Genomic DNA, 14,414 nt, shown 5'->3' on the forward strand with positions numbered 1-14,414 from the left:
GGACTGACCGTCGCCCACTTCACGTCCGGCCTGCCGTTCTGTCGCGCGTGATGCTCACCGCCGTCCTCGGCTGGAGGTACGGCCCCCGCGGCTGGGAACGCCGGACCGCCGTGTTCGAATGCCTCGTCTTGTCGGGACCGGGCAAGCCCGCCGGCTGCGGGAGTCCGAGCGCTGCAACTGGCCCTTGAGCGCTTCGGTTGGCCCGTGTGCGGGGGAGTTGTCCTGCTGAGTCTCTGGGCCCTGGGCTTTCGCGTGGCAGGTCCTTTCCTCGCGAATGCTTGAGCGGGCGGCCGACCCGGCGGGCAGACTGCGCACATGCAGCTCCCTGCCGAAGCCGTTGCCACCACCGTGCTGATCGAGGTCGTAAGGATCTCTGCCCTCCCGACCAAGCAGGGCGCCCCATATCCCGGTGAGGTGATCGCCCACTGGGCCGGGAAGGAGGCCGCCGACGCCTTGGCCTTGATCGAGACCCTGCCCGGCAGTGAGCAGCACCGCTGCGGCTTCTCGCCAGGCTGGAGCATCCGGGCGTACGGGGAATCCCTCGACCTGGCATTGTTCGAGGCGGCCTTCTGCTTCAGGTGCCACGAGGTCCGCATGCACGGAACGGCCGTGCCACCCGTGCTGGCCACGCAGTTCTTCGACAATGACACCCCGCCGGCGCAAGCCCTTCTGACCCTTTTTCGCGTGGTGACTGCGTAGTCGGCCGAGTGAGGCACCCTGTCATGTGCGCCAGCCTGACGAAGGGGCTGCCGTACACGAGCGCCTCGGAAGCCGGATGAGGCCCTGGGGACTTGCTCGGAGAGTTCGGCCCGCCATTGCCGTGGCCACTGCCCTGATGGCGGCGGCGCGACTTCGATTCCGAGGTCGCGCCGCCGCACTCTCGTAGAAGGCATCACGAGCCGCACTCGCCAGCCGATGAGCGTGGGTCTACATCTAAAGGGTGTTGCACAAGGCTCAGTTCTGGGCATTTTGTCTGTATGGGTGGGGTGTTGCGGGCTGAGCCGGTCTGGGTGGAGGCGTTCACGGGGTTGCGGATGGATCGGTTCGCCAAGCTGGTGAAGGCGGTGCGCGAACGGGGCGGGAACGGGCCGGGTGGTGGCCGACCGTGGTGTCTGCCGCTGCCGGACCGGGTGCTGCTGGTGGCCGTGTACTACCGCACGAACCTCACCATGCGGCAGCTCGCGCCGCTGTTCGGCATCTCTCCGGCCACGGTCTGCCGGGTCATCCAGCGGCTCCGTCCGTTGCTCGCGCTGGAGCGGGCTCCGCGACCGGTGGCGGACACCGAACGGTTGCGGATCGTGGACGGCACCCTGATCCCGGTCCGCGACCGCAAGGTCGGCGCCTCGTCACGCAACTACCGGTTCTCGGCAGACGTGCAGGTCATCATCGACGCGGACACTCGCCTGGTCATCGCGGCGGCCCGGCCGGCGCCAGGCAGCAAGGCCGACGCACATGTCTGGCGCGAGTCGGACCTGCCCGCCCTGGCGGTGAGCACGACGGTCATCGCGGACGGCGCCCACCCCGGCACCGGCCTGATCGTCCCGCACCGCAAGAGAGCCGGTCGCCCCCTCCTGCGCGGGCAGGAGGAGGACAACGCTGAACACCGAAGGGTGCGAGCCCGTGTCGAGCACACCTTCGCCCGGATGAAGAACTGGAAGATCCTGCGCGACTGCCGACAACGAGGCGACGGACTTCACCATGCCGTCCAGGCCGTCGCTTCCATGCACAACCTCGCCATGACACGGTGAAACAGCAGATCAGGAACCACTTCGGCCTGCCCAAGCCGAACCTTCCGCAACACCCTTTAGGCTAACAGTCGATTCGGTTGAGGGGCCACGGCACCGGCGCTGGCATCGGTGGTGGTGGGGGGTGATCGGTGGATGCCGGTTGCCCCCCACCGGCTGCAGGCAGCTCGGTCTTCCCGATCAGTTGCAGAACTCTGCCTCGACGACCTTTTTGGTGTCACCCGCCCAGTCCGCGTTGAAGTTGAAGGCGATCGAGTGGCTTCCGTCGCGGGTCATGGCGACCGCGGACAGCGAGCCGCGTGTATCGCCGCTGTGGCCCCAGATCTCCACACCACACGGCAGTTTCTGGCGGAGCAGGCCCAGACCGTAGCCGGCTGGTGTCTCGGGGGCCACGTCGACGGTGTCCATCATCTCGCCGAGCTGCTCCGCCGGGAGCAACTCGCCCCGGAGCAGCGCGCGGTAGAAGCGTTGCAGATCGGCCGGGGCGGAGATCATCGATCCTGCCGCCCCCGCGACCGTCGGGTTCAGCTCGGTCACATCGTGGATCTTGGCGGCGGGGTCCGGGGAGAGCAGCTTCGAGTAGGCCCGGCCCGAAGGACGGGGCATCCGCACCTCGGTTCCCGGCGCGCTGGTGGCGCGCAGTTCCAGCGGGCGCAGGATACGGCGCTCGATCTCGGTGCCGTACGGGTGTCCTGTCACCCGCTCCACGATCATCCCGGCGAGGATGTAGTTGGTGTTGGAGTACCGGAAGCCCGAACCGGGCACGGAGTAGGGCGGATGGCTCATGGCCTGCGCGATCAACTGCTCCGGCAGCCACGTGTCGTAACGGTGCGTCAGGAAGCCATCGCCGGCGGTCTTCTGGCGGAACTCCGCGTCCGAGGTGTAGTTGAAGATCCCGCTGGTGTGATTGAGCAGCTGGCGCACGGTGACGGCGCGCCCGTCATGGCCGTTGCCGCGTACCACCCCCGGCAGCCGGGACTCGACGGTGTCGTCCAGGTCGAGGCGGCCCTCGGCCTCCAGCTGGAGCAGCACGGTGGCAACGAAGGTCTTGGTGAGCGAGCCGATGCGGTACCTGTCCTGGGGCAGCCGCTCGCGGCCGGTGGTCCGGTCCGCGACTCCGGCGGCGCCGTTCCAGACGCCGTCGCGGTCCGTCACCCGCGCCAGCGCGCCGGGGACACCGTCCCTGACGGCGGCGTCCAGTTGCTGCTGAGTGGCGTGGTGGCCGGCTCTCCCGGTCCCTGACCCGCTCCCGTCCGCGTCCTGCCCGGCCGAAGCGGCCACGGCGGGGCCGGTGAGCGCGGTACTCACCAGCGCGGCCACGGTCAGCGCGCCCATCCACACGCGCCGCGCGCCGCCGCGGTGCGCCGCGGACGAACGGGGCGGGCGGATCCTGTGTTTCGTACGTACAGCCATCTGAACTCCTGGTGTCTGTGCGTGCGTTCGACGGACAGACGCCCGTGCCGCGCCGGAGGTTCTCACCTGGCTGAGTACGATCTCCCGGTTTCGTGGCAGTGGTAGGGCTGTCGGTAGCGAAGACTGCCTTTTGGCCTTATGCCCTGGCATCTGGGATGACGGTGTGGGCGTGGACTGATGACGCTGGAGAGGGTGGTGGTTGGTGTACCGGGTGTTGGTTGACCTGGTGTGAAGCGGGTTTGTTGGGGGCGGGGGAACGGCTGCAGTGGGTGGGTCGGGGTGCGTGGGCTGGGGCTGTGTGTTCTGTGCTGAGTGTGGCTGGGGTCGTTGGAGGTAGTTCTGGCGTGCAAAGGCTCGGTTGGCGTTTGTGCTGGTCAGGGCTGCTTGCGTGGGTGGTGGGGTTGGCGGTCTCGGGTGCGGGGACGGTGGTGGGTTTCGGCGAGGTGGTCGAGTTTTACCGAGTTAAGGGATTGTTTGTTGATGCGGTCGGTGCCGTCGCAGATGGCGGCTTGGCGGATGAGTGGATGAGTGGGTGACGGCAGCGGCGTTGACCGAGGTCACGGCCCGGTCGCCCACGGTCGTGCCGAAGCGCTTGTCCAACGTGCCTGGGGTGGTTTCCGGACGGGACTTCGCGGCGCCGAAGTGTCCTGCCGGTGGATCGCCGCGGTGAGCGGGCCGTCCGGTGCTTGTGGGGGAGGGCTGCGGAGCTGTCAACCCTGACGATCGGCAGGGGCCGCTGTTGCCGATCGGCTCGGGTTCCTGGCTGTCCCCGCTTCTACGTTCAGGCCCCATGGAACAAGAACCACGAGAGAAGATCAGAGCCGGTCGGCTGCTTGGTGCTTTGGGCGTCCTGTGTGTGGGGACGGGAGCGGTCGTCCGGCTTTCGCCGGGTGGGCTGGGTGAAGCCGGTGCCGTCCAGGTCACTGCAGGAGCATCGGCGTCCGCGTACCGGTCGGTGACTCGGACGGTGGCAGATGCGCCGTCGTGGCTGGGCCCGCTCCTGGAAGCAGCTACCGAGGGCACACTGGTGATTCTGGGAATGCTGCTGGTCTGGACGTGGTGGACAGCGATCCGCCGCAAGGATTCACGAGGGGCCGCCGGATCCGTGTTGACCGGTTTCGGCACCGTCGCGGCCTACGCGGTGAGCGAAGCAGCGAAGCTGGTGGTGGACGAGGAGCGACCGTGCCGCGCGCTGCGCACGGGGGCCGAACTCGTCGCGGGGTGCCCCGGCGCGGGAGACTGGTCCTTCCCGAGCAACCACGCCACCCTGGCCGCCGGGCTGGCCGCCGGCCTTGCCGTGCTGCGGCCGCGCCTTGCCGCAGCCGCACTGCCGCTGGCCGGGGCCGCCGCACTGCTGCGCGTGTTGGTGGGGGTCCACTACCCGCACGATGTGCTCGCCGGTGCGATCCTCGGCATCACTGTGGTGGTGGCCGTACTCTTCGCGTTCCTGCCGTCGGCTCAGCGGGCGGCATCACGGCTGGGACGGCGGAGGAACGATACCGGCCTCGTGGGCAACGACCGCGGCAGCGGCCCGGTTGTCCACGCCCAGCCTCGCCAGAATGGAACTCACATGGGCCTTCACCGTCCCCTCCACCACGTGCAGCCGCCGGGCGATCTGCCTGTTGGACAGCCCGCCGCCGAGGAAGGCCAGCACCTCCCGTTCCCGGACGGTCAGGGAGCCGACTCGGGCACGGGCGACGGAGCGCCGGCCGGCCAGGGCGCCCGTGCCCGTCGCGGCAAGGTGCGCGACGACCCGGGCCGCGACCTTCGGTGACAGGTAGGCGGCGCCGTCGGCCACCGCCCGGATTCCGGTGATCAGTTCCTCGGGTTCGCCCGACTTGATCAGGAAGCCGGCCGCGCCACCACCGAGTGCCCGCAGGATGTAGTCGTCCTCGCCGAACGTCGTCAGCATGACGATGCCCGTGCCGGGCGAGGTGCTGCGGATCTCCGCTGCAGCGTCGATGCCGTTCATCCCGGGCATTCGGATGTCCAGCACAGCCACCCCCGGGCGATGACGCCGGACCAGTTCCACGGCCTCGCGCCCGTCACCGGCCTCGGCGACGACCTCGATGCCGGGATCCGAGGCGAGAACGGCGCCTACTCCTGCCCGGATCATCGGCTCGTCGTCGGCGATCAGCACCCGGATCATCGGACCCTCACGGGGGCGAGCGTGTCCCGGGACACCAGGATGCCCTCCCGGAAGCAGAGCCGGTACGCGTCGCCGGACCGGTCGTCGAACCGGTCGGCCGTTATCGCGTAGTACTCGCACGTCATGCCGTCTCCTGTCGGCTCGGCCGTCAGCGGTCGGTGGTTCGTCTGCCGGGCCGGCAGGAAACGCTCCACCTCAGAACGGTCTTGCCCCACTCGCAGGCGGGCGAAGTCACCAGGTTCCAGGACCGACCGGGACGCCGACAGCATCTCCCACCCCATGAGCGCTCCGCTCAGCGCCGCTCCCGTCACCAGGGGCACCATGACCGCAGCCACCAGGGCCCGGCTGACGCGGTGCCGAGCACGGCGATGTTCCTGCGGCAGTTCGCCGCCGGTCCGAGGGACCGCCGGCGCGAGGAGCCGTGGCGGCGGTGACGAAGGCGCGTGCGGGATCCGCGCGGAGACGGCAAAGCCCCCGTCGCGCGGACCATGGTCGAACGAACCGCCGGCCAGCCGCACCCGTTCTTCGAGACCGATGAGGCCATACCCCCCGCTCCGGGGCCTGGGCTGAAGGGTGACCGCGGACGATGGCGGGCCGTTCTGCACGACGACTTCCGACTCCGTTGCCGTATGGGTCACCTGGACGGTCGCCGTCGCGCCAGGCGCGTGCTTGGCAACATTGGTCAGCGCTTCCTGCACGACCCGATGAACCGCCTGCTCGACCACCGGTGGCAGGCCGTCCGACGTGCCACCGGTGCGGAACTTCACCGCGAGCCCGGCCGCGGAGGCCTCCGCGATCAGGCCGGCAAGACTGGTGCCGTCAGGGTCCGTCGGTGCATCACCGGTCTCCTCACGCAGGACACCGATCACCTCGCCGAGACGCTCCACCGAGGCCGCGGCCTTGGCCCTGATGTCACCTGCGGCCCTTCGATGGTGCTCTTCAAGGCCCGGGGCGAGCTTCAGGGCACCGGCCGACAGGGCGATCAGGCTGAGGTCATGGCCCAGTACGTCATGCATGTCCTGCGCGATACGAGCCCGCTCCCGCAGCCTGGCCTGCTCAGCGACCAGCTCCTGCTCGCGTTGCAGTTGCCCGGCACGCTCCCAACCGGCCCGGACAAGCTGCTGATAGTGGCACCAGAACCGACCCGCGAACCAGGGCAGCATCGTGGCGACCACCACCACCGTCACAAATCGGCCGGCCAACGGCAGCCAGGCAGGCACGACGGACAATGCCACCACGCCGGCCGAGAGAAGCCCGACCAGAGCGAGCACGGTCGGCGCCATCCGCCCAGGCCGCAGTCCGGCCAGGAACGCGGCGACGGCAGTCAGGACAACCCACCCCAGGTTCACCATGCTCAGACCGGCGGCCGTCATCGCGCCCGCTGTCAGAAGGCTCCCTGCTTCAGGAGTCTGCCGGAAAACAGCCGTCCCGGCCGGAGTCCCACTATTGATCACCATGCTCTCCACGGAAGCGACGGTACGGACATCGCAAGCCGTCCGACACTGCCGAAAGTCTCATCTGCGCCGGTAGCCGGCGAGCACCGCAGTTTCGAAGGCCAGGCCGGCCGGACACGGCCAAGTCCTCAAGGTGAGGCGGGTCTTACCCGCGCACGGAGACCGGACAGAAGAACTTGACGGGGGAACCTTCTGCCGTTGTGCTTGCCATGTCCGCATGAAAACGAGGACTGCCCCGGCACCGTGCCTGGCCTCCGACGCCCCGACGTAGTCCAGGCCGGCCTCGCCGCCGAAGCTGCGGCCGCCGCCGTGCGGGAAGCCGAGCTGCGCGAAGCCGCCCGGATCGCCGCCCCCGCCGATGAGCTCCAGGCGCTGCGCGAGCTCGGCACGCTGGAGCAGACCCAGCCCCGCGACGGTGACGAAGCCGAACGCGACGGACTCACACCCCGCGCGGGCGGGTACGTCCAGAGCGACGGCGACGCCCGGTTCGCGTTGCGTCCCGGCCGCGCACCTCGGGCACTGCCTCGACCTGGCCGCCCGTGAGAGGACCCGCCGGCATTCTGCCGCCGCCGCTGCTCGCTCACGCCGCGCCTCGGCGGACCGTGAGGTCAATACGCCTGTGACAGAACGAAGACGTCGCGGAGGACCGCCTGTAACTCGGTGCGAGATACAAATACTTCCGACCACATGCACCGCGCTACTCCTGGGGAAACACCGTGAAGTACACCCGCATCACCGCGCTCGCCGCCATCGGCGTCGCCGCCACCCTCTCGCTCACGGCCTGTGACAGCGACGGCTCCGGGAAGGACTCGTCCTCCAAGAGCTCCTCGTCCTCGTCTTCTTCGTCCACGGACGGCGGTTCGAAGCCGGCGGGTGGCTCAGGCTCCGTCGGCTCGGAGGCCGGCAACGCGAAGTCGGGCTCCGGTGAGGGCACTGAGGCCCGCGCGAACGCCGCGACGGAGACCGGCGGCAAGGTCACGTTCTGCAAGACGGAGGACCTGGCCATCGACGCCACGGACGCCGCGCCCGACGCGAAATCCGGCAGGATCGACATCACCATGATCAACCGGGGTTCGGCCACCTGCTCGGCGACGGGCTTCGCGGGCATCGACATCAAGGACGCCGACAACACCTCGAACCCCATCGAGCGCGGCCACGCCCAGCCGCGTGTCACCATCCTGAAGCCGGGCGACGCCGCTGTCTTCAACCTCGCCTACGACATCGACAGCACCGACGACAGCCTCGCGTCCCCGACCGACATCCAGGTGACGCCCCCGAACGAGACCCACACCGTGAGCCTGAAGTGGCCTGCGGACGCGGGGGAGATCAAGGGCGCCTACACCGACGTTGAGGTCTACCCCACGCACACGACCCAGTAGGGGCTGGTGCGCGTGGCCAGGTCCAGGGCGTGTACCGGAAGTGAATCGTGCGCATAGGGTGTCGGAATGTCGCTGAGTCGCATAGCCCTCACGTCCGGCCGTTCGATCGAGCTCACCGAGCTGCGCATGTCTTCGACCTACGGGGGGATGCTGGAGGGCTACCCGTGCAAGCCCATCAACGACAATGAAGGTCAGGAGCCTTCAGCGGCAGGCCGACCGCACGTTCTCCTCCACGCCAGTCCACCTGGTTCCGCCTTCCCGCGAGTACCCGGACCAGACCGCCGGTGCCTTCGGCCCCGTCGAGGTGCTGCCTGCCGTGGCCTGTATCGGCGCCTTCCGTTCGGCAGCGGTAGCCCCTGAACTCGATTCGGTGCTGCACCGTTCCGCCCTCACTGTGGTCTGGTTCCAGACGGTCTTGGATGTCCCGTCGGGCGAGGACGCCGACCTTGCGCTTCGCAGGATCCGCTGGGAGGAGTTGGCCCAGGACTACGAGCTCTAGCGACGGGTACCGATCACAGCCACTCGTTGACGGCCGCGGTGAGGACGGTCGCCTCGTAGCGGATCGCCGATTTGTCATGGCGCGTGGCGACCGCGCGGGTGCCCTCTTGAGGTGGTTGATCCCGCACTCGGTCGCGTGACGTCCGTGGTGGCCGCGAGGGCCGAGGTGCTCAAGGAGGAAGTGGTCGTCGCCCCGGTGCGGGAGGTGGGCTGCAAGCTGAGCGGAGGCCGCTGGTACAGCGCCTACGACAACCAGTACATCGACGGCCCCGCCGCACCGGGCATCGACCATTTCGTCCCGCTCGCGGAAGCATGGGACTCCGGAGCTTCCCAGTGGTCCCCGGCCGAGCGTCAGGCCTACGCCAACGACCTGGACGCCGCCAGGAGCCTGATCGCCGTCTCCGCGAAGACCAGCCGGTCCAAGGCCGATCAGGATCCGACGACCTGGCTGCCGCCCTTCGAGGGATACCGTTGCCAGTACATTGCCGACTGGATCGTCACCAAGATCCGCTGGCAGCTCAGCATCGACACCACAGGGAAGAGCGCGCTCGCCGAGGCTGCGGCCGGCTGCGCCAATGCCCCGGTCGGTGTCCCCCTCGCCCGGTAACCGGCAGCACTCACAGGGAGGGGCCGCGTCCGTACGTTGCGGCCCTGCCACGTTCTCCACCGTGACCGCCACATCCCACGACGGTGTGTTGTGCGCGCATGGTCTGCGTCGACGTGGCGCCCGCGCTGCGTGGGGGAGAACGTCGGCACGCCGGCCCGGACCCTTCGTTGGCAGCGCCGGATGCTCCCATGTCCTGCGGGAGAGATCCGGCGGCCTGGCGCTGGTCCGGCCGTCCGCGTACCGGACGCCCGCCCCGCATTGCTGCCGGGCCATCCGGCCTACTGGCAGATCATGGCGGTGTTCACCGCAGCCGACGCCCCGATGCAGGTTCGAGCAGTGTGCGAGGCGATGGACGTGGAGCTCAAGCCCAGCGACATCAACAACGCTCGACTGAAACTCAAGCGGCTGGTCGACCGCGGCGTCCTGGCCGAGCCCGAGCGGGGCTTCTTCACCCGTCCCCGCCCGTGGCCCTGGCCCGGCCCGTCAACGGCGGCGGACTTCAGGCGCTCCGGGAACGCGAGCAGAGCACCAAGCGGTAGCCGTCGGGATCGGCAACGGTCACGCCGTACTCGTCCCAGTAGGGGTTGTGCGCCGCGGCGCGGGTGGCGCCCGCGGTGACGAGGCGGTCGACGAGGGCATCATCGACCGCGGCACCGAGATAGAGGACGAAGAGTCGTCCACTGTGGGCATAGGCTCCAGCGGCCGCTCGGTGTCGTGAGTGAGCTCGAAATGCCAGGAGCCGCGGGGGAGTCCGAGCATCACCAGATCATGCTCGCCGGAGACACGCTCCGCGGTGCGCCACAGAACGTCGAGTCCGAGGCCCTCGACGTAGAAGCGCTCGGCGGCCACAAGGCTCCGGGAGGGCGGGCGATCCGGATGTGGGTGTCCGGGGTGTCCACGCCGCGGCATCCAGGGTCGCGCGCCAGACCGGGCTGTCGACGTAGTGGTTGTCGAAGCGCTGCGAAGTCTCGGCGAGTCGGCTCGGGGGCTTCTCACCGCGGGTGACCTGCCCCAGCAGGCGCAAGTAGTCGAAACGGTCCATGCCCGGCGTGAAGACGCACAGGACGTCGGCGCCTGAGCCCGGGGCAGCCCGGAAGGCGTGCGGGGTGCCCGGCGGTACGGCGAGGAAGTCACCCTGGTGCAGGACGGTCACCTCCTCGCCGAGCAACACCTGGAGCGAGCCGCTGAGCACGAAGAACAACTCCCAGGCACGCGTGTGGAAGTGGGCAGGCGCGCCGGTCGCACCCTCGATGAAGGTCGAGCGGTAGCTGGTGAACGCGCCCCCGGTCTGCGCCGAATCAGCGAACAGTGCCACCACGGCACTGGGGTCGGCGCAGGTCTCGGCCTCGCCACCGCGCGTGAGTACCGTCCCCGTAGCGGTGTGGTCGTTCAGGCCATGATCCAAAGTCATGATCGCGACCCTACCGATCAGGTATGACAAGAGCACCACCGTGAGCATGCTGCCGAATGCCGCGACGGAAGTCCGTTCTCGCCTTCACCTACGTGATCGAGTGCGCGACATGGGCTCAAGCGCCTCGTCTGCGGAGCACCTCGCCGAGCGCAGCCGCCTTGTTGGCCCAGGCCCGTCCGTGGTCCGGCCTCAGCCCCATGGCCAGCCCGCCTCACCCGAACCGGGCAGAAAACGAATAATCGTCTGTGAATCGCCCTCTCGGGGCTCCCGTCGGGTCGCAAGCGGTTGCCGGTTCACGTCCACGGGGCGCTGAACAGGGCGTATTCGAGCAGGCCGGGCGAGGCACCTGACGGCCAGGTGTCCGTTGCCGTTGCTTGGGCGGCGGCCCTTGCACGAAGGAGAGGTGGACCGCGTAGCGGTGCGGTGACCAGTTGCTGTTCCGCCAGACCCAGCTGGCGATCGAAGCCGTCGGGGTGTGGCCGGTCTCCCGGCCGACCGTCTTGGCCGGGGAGCGCAGTTGCAGGGCCGGAGCGCGGTCGAGGATGAGCGGCTGGGGGCCGGTTGCCGACGGAACCGCCACTGTGCGGGGCTGGGTTTGAACGAGACGCGCCCGCAGCGGGTGCGGAGGAGCACGCCGCATGGGTCGGCACCAGGTGCTCGTTCCGCATCGCCCCCAAGGTGTCGTCGGCGTCTGTGCGGCCGACGAAGTTGCCCGGATCGGCGCCGAGAGCGTTATCTCGAACGGATTGGTTGTCTCGCCGGCGTCGGAGTGACGCTCAACCTTCACTGTGAGTGGTCGGTTCTCGGTGAGTGTGTCGATACGGTCCAGGGCGGCGGCCCGCGCATATTGAGCGATTCGAAAGCGATTAAATGCGCGATTGGATACGCGATTGGGGTAGGGTGGTTTTTTGGAGGTGACCTCTGTGTCCACTGAGAACCAGCTGTTCAGCGCGGTCGATGCGCTGCTGGAGCAAGTCGCGCAGGATGATCTGCCGGCGCCTGCGGAGCGGAAGCGTCTGCGTGAGGCGGCGGGGCTGAGTCAGGGGCAGATCGCCACGGCGCTGGACGCGCGCCGGGAGGCGGTGGGGAACTGGGAGGCAGGGCGGACCGAGCCGCGGCCGCCGAAGCGTGCCGCGTACGCGCGGCTGCTGGAGGGCCTCGCCGCCCGGTTCCCCGCCCCGGACGCCGACGTCCCCGCCGCTGCCCCGGCGCCGGTGGTCCCGGAGGTGTTCACCGCTCCGCCTCCCGAGCCGGTTCCGGCGCCCGCCGCCGTACCGGCGTCCCGCCCGGAGGCGGTGACGGGCGGCGCCTCGAGGTCGGCCGCGTCGTCGCGGCGTCCGGGTGCGAAGAGGGCGGTGGCGAAGAAGACCACGCTCGCCGCGGCCGCCGACCCGCGCTTCGAGAACGGACCGCTCGCCGTGGTCGATGTCGACGACTGCGGACAGGTGTCGGCGTACTGCGTCGGCGGCCTGGTCCTGGACGTGCCTGCCAAGTCCATCCCGGCGCTGATCGACTGGACCCTGACCGAAGCCCGGCTCGGGCAGGCCCGGCTGCACCGCAACGGCCGCGACGCCGACCCGATTCTCGTCCTCACCGCAGCCTCGCTGGACCGCTACGGCCTGCCCACCGCCCTGTCGGAGGAGGAACGGAACGCGAGCCGGCTCCCGGACAGTCACAAGGTGGTCAAGCAGATCACCAAGGCCGGCCTCCAGCTCACCCAGCGCGGCCTCGGCCCGTGGGCCCGCGTCTTCCGCGAACCCGAGGGCTCGATGCGCCGCTGCGTCCAGCTGTGCATCCTGCCGTGGAACGCGCTGGACACCCGGGAGTGGGGCAAGAAGGACGATCCGCAGCCGCTGCTGACGATGCACCCGGCCGACCTCGCCCAATACCTCGGCCTCTACGCGCAGCGGGTGATGACACCGCGCGGTACCACCGCGACGACGGGCCTGGAGCTGATGGCCGCGCTGCGCCCGCCGACCCGAGCGGAGAAGGACCCGGCCACCGGCGAGTTCAAGCGGGCCTTCAACGACGACGCGCTCACCCAGGTCCACGACATGGTGGAGTGCGAGGTCCCCGACGAACACCCGGTCCTCAAGGGACGGTTCGCCCGGCATCACCAGCGCACCCCGGCAGAGATGCTGATGGAGGAGCCCTACGACTGGTGCCGGCCACTGACCGACGAGGAGTGCATGGTCCCGTACCTGGTCGCGGTGGACATCAACATGTCGTTCGCCGCGGCAGCGAACGGGCTCACCGTCGGGCTGAACGGACCGACCCATCTGACCGGGAACCCGACGTTCGACGCCACGCTGCCGGGCTCGTGGCTGGTCGACCTCTCCCATGTCGACCTGTCCCGAGTTCGGGTCAACGGCCGTACGGTCGACGGCGAGCGGCTCCCGTCGCCGTTCACGCCGAAGGGCGACCGGCCCGAGGGCCCGGCCTGGTACGCCACGCCGACCGTGGCCTACGCGGTGGAGCTCGGCTTCGACGTCGCGCCGATCGAGGCGTACGTGCGCACCCGGGCCGGCCGTTATCTGGACTCCTGGTACAAGCGGCTGCGCGACGCGTACGTGGAGACGATGGCCGACATGGGCGTCACCGCTGGCCTGGGGGGCCGAGAGTTCCTGGAGGCGATGGCGCGGCGTAAGCGGGTCGACCCGACGATGGCGCTGCTGGAGACCGCGATCAAGGCGACGGCGAAGGGCGGCATCGGCAAGCTCCGGCAGCGCAGCCGGGGCCAGGTGCCGTACTACGAGCCCTACCCGGCGCTGAAGCGGGAGACGTGGCGCCCCGACATCCGGGCCGCCGTGCTGGCCAACCAGCGGGTCGGCCTGCACCGCAAGCTGATGAAGACGGCGGCCGCCGCCGACCTGTACCCGACATCAATTGGGACCGACGCGATCGTCTACCCTTCGCCCGGCCCGTCCCCGCTGGACATCCTGCCGCACACGCCCGAGGGCAAGCCGGTGCCGGGCACGTTCCGGCTCGGGGTCTCGCCCGGGATGGTCAAGCACCAGGGCACCCAGACCGTCCTGTGGGCGGAGGAGCAGTTCGAGGAACGAGGCGGCGTCTTCAACATCTCCAACCTGATCAAGACCGACCCGAGCGCCGGAGAAGGGGAGTAACCCATGGTCGACTCGCTCGGGGAGAGCCTCGACCGCGCGCTGGAGGGGGCGTTCACCCGCCCTGTCCCGAAGAGCGCGCAGGCGCAGATGAAGTACCTGGTCAAGCAGCTCAAGGGCACCCGGGCCGCGGCTCAGGCCCTGGGTATCTCCCAGCGGACCGTGGAACGGTACGTCAAGGGCCAGCTGAAGCGGCCTCGCCGGGACCTCCGCAGCCGGATGGAGGGCGAGGTCAAGAAGCGGTGGCAGCCGCAGATCAAGGCGAAAGCGAGGAAGAAGGCGTCATCCACCGACGGGATCGTCGTCTCCAGCCGCGCCCGCTTCGGGTTCACCGCCGCCCCAGGCACCACCGATGACGCACGCGTCCGCGACATTACCCAGGCCCTGCCGCCCGAGTTCGCCGACCGGCTGTTCACCGCCCAGGAGCAGGGCGCGAACGAGCGGCAGCTCCGGCAGATCGCGGCCGACGGCCTCGCCCTGATGTACTTCCGCGCGAACAACTCCCGGGCTCAGGGGCTCGGGGTGGAGTTCACCGACGTGGAGCACATCCAGATCGACCTCTAGCAGATCAGCTCGTAGCGAGCGCTTGGTCCCCGGCATTGTGGATTCCTGGTTTTGATCTGGGGCGCTTCAGGG

10 protein-coding genes and 4 pseudogenes are annotated in these 14,414 nt (G+C 69.4%); 9 read left to right on the top strand and 5 right to left on the bottom strand.

Translation table 11 applies throughout. The annotated features are described in order from the left end of the window. The first annotated feature begins 315 nt into the window (after window positions 1-315). Both ACIO3P_RS28405 and ACIO3P_RS28410 read left to right on the top strand, forming a co-directional pair. Window positions 316-699 (top strand): hypothetical protein, encoded by a 384-nt coding sequence (locus ACIO3P_RS28405; protein WP_329821361.1) that lies wholly within the window; start codon window positions 316-318, stop codon window positions 697-699. A 278-nt stretch (window positions 700-977) separates the two neighbouring features. Then, window positions 978-1,748, top strand: coding sequence for a transposase (locus tag ACIO3P_RS28410; RefSeq protein ID WP_401978212.1), 771 nt, complete (start codon window positions 978-980; stop codon window positions 1,746-1,748). Between the two features lie 177 nt (window positions 1,749-1,925). Here the strand turns inward: ACIO3P_RS28410 and ACIO3P_RS28415 are convergent, their stop codons facing one another. Continuing rightward, window positions 1,926-3,158: a serine hydrolase domain-containing protein gene (locus ACIO3P_RS28415; protein WP_401853280.1), complete on the bottom strand. Its 1,233-nt coding sequence runs from the start codon at window positions 3,156-3,158 to the stop codon at window positions 1,926-1,928. Between the two features lie 1,039 nt (window positions 3,159-4,197). Between ACIO3P_RS28415 and ACIO3P_RS28420 the strand changes: the two are divergent. Then, window positions 4,198-4,584 (top strand): annotated as a pseudogene (locus ACIO3P_RS28420) (phosphatase PAP2 family protein); the annotation flags it as partial. A gap of 45 nt (window positions 4,585-4,629) precedes the next feature. Here the strand turns inward: ACIO3P_RS28420 and ACIO3P_RS28425 are convergent. Both ACIO3P_RS28425 and ACIO3P_RS28430 read right to left on the bottom strand, forming a co-directional pair. Continuing rightward, window positions 4,630-5,307 carry a response regulator gene (locus ACIO3P_RS28425; RefSeq protein WP_401853278.1) on the bottom strand — a complete coding sequence of 226 codons (678 nt, stop codon included), beginning with the start codon at window positions 5,305-5,307 and terminating at the stop codon, window positions 4,630-4,632. Continuing rightward, window positions 5,304-6,764: a sensor histidine kinase gene (locus ACIO3P_RS28430; RefSeq protein WP_401853990.1), complete on the bottom strand. Its 1,461-nt coding sequence runs from the start codon at window positions 6,762-6,764 to the stop codon at window positions 5,304-5,306. The genes ACIO3P_RS28425 and ACIO3P_RS28430 overlap by 4 nt, the downstream gene beginning before the upstream one ends. Before the next feature lie 240 nt (window positions 6,765-7,004). On the opposite strand from ACIO3P_RS28430, the gene ACIO3P_RS28435 reads away from it, so the two are divergent. The 4 genes and pseudogenes from ACIO3P_RS28435 to ACIO3P_RS28450 all read left to right on the top strand — a co-directional run bounded on the left by ACIO3P_RS28435 (window position 7,005) and on the right by ACIO3P_RS28450 (window position 9,245). Continuing rightward, window positions 7,005-7,304 carry a hypothetical protein gene (locus ACIO3P_RS28435; protein WP_329821438.1) on the top strand — a complete coding sequence of 100 codons (300 nt, stop codon included), beginning with the start codon at window positions 7,005-7,007 and terminating at the stop codon, window positions 7,302-7,304. Window positions 7,305-7,477: 173 nt separating this feature from the next. Next, window positions 7,478-8,140 carry a DUF4232 domain-containing protein gene (locus tag ACIO3P_RS28440; RefSeq protein ID WP_401853275.1) on the top strand — a complete coding sequence of 221 codons (663 nt, stop codon included), beginning with the start codon at window positions 7,478-7,480 and terminating at the stop codon, window positions 8,138-8,140. A gap of 66 nt (window positions 8,141-8,206) precedes the next feature. Next, window positions 8,207-8,639, top strand: a pseudogene (locus ACIO3P_RS28445) (hypothetical protein). 135 nt (window positions 8,640-8,774) lie between these two features. Then, window positions 8,775-9,245, top strand: a complete 471-nt coding sequence (locus tag ACIO3P_RS28450; protein ID WP_401853272.1) for an HNH endonuclease family protein — start codon at window positions 8,775-8,777, stop codon at window positions 9,243-9,245. Window positions 9,246-9,744: 499 nt separating this feature from the next. Here the strand turns inward: ACIO3P_RS28450 and ACIO3P_RS28455 are convergent. After that, window positions 9,745-10,144, bottom strand: a pseudogene (locus tag ACIO3P_RS28455) (VOC family protein). Then, window positions 10,144-10,656: pseudogene (locus ACIO3P_RS28460) on the bottom strand (cupin domain-containing protein); the annotation flags it as partial. The pseudogenes ACIO3P_RS28460 and ACIO3P_RS28455, both read right to left, overlap by 1 nt. Window positions 10,657-11,579: 923 nt before the next feature. Between ACIO3P_RS28460 and tap the strand changes: the two are divergent. After that, window positions 11,580-13,781 (top strand): telomere-associated protein Tap, encoded by a 2,202-nt coding sequence (gene tap / locus ACIO3P_RS28465; RefSeq protein WP_401853269.1) that lies wholly within the window; start codon window positions 11,580-11,582, stop codon window positions 13,779-13,781. 3 nt (window positions 13,782-13,784) lie between these two features. After that, window positions 13,785-14,342, top strand: coding sequence for a telomere-protecting terminal protein Tpg (gene tpg, locus ACIO3P_RS28470; RefSeq protein ID WP_401853267.1), 558 nt, complete (start codon window positions 13,785-13,787; stop codon window positions 14,340-14,342). Window positions 14,343-14,414 lie beyond the last annotated feature (72 nt).

It is taken from the genome of Streptomyces sp. NPDC087310 (genome assembly GCF_044744405.1).
Classification (GTDB): Bacteria; Actinomycetota; Actinomycetes; order Streptomycetales; family Streptomycetaceae; genus Streptomyces.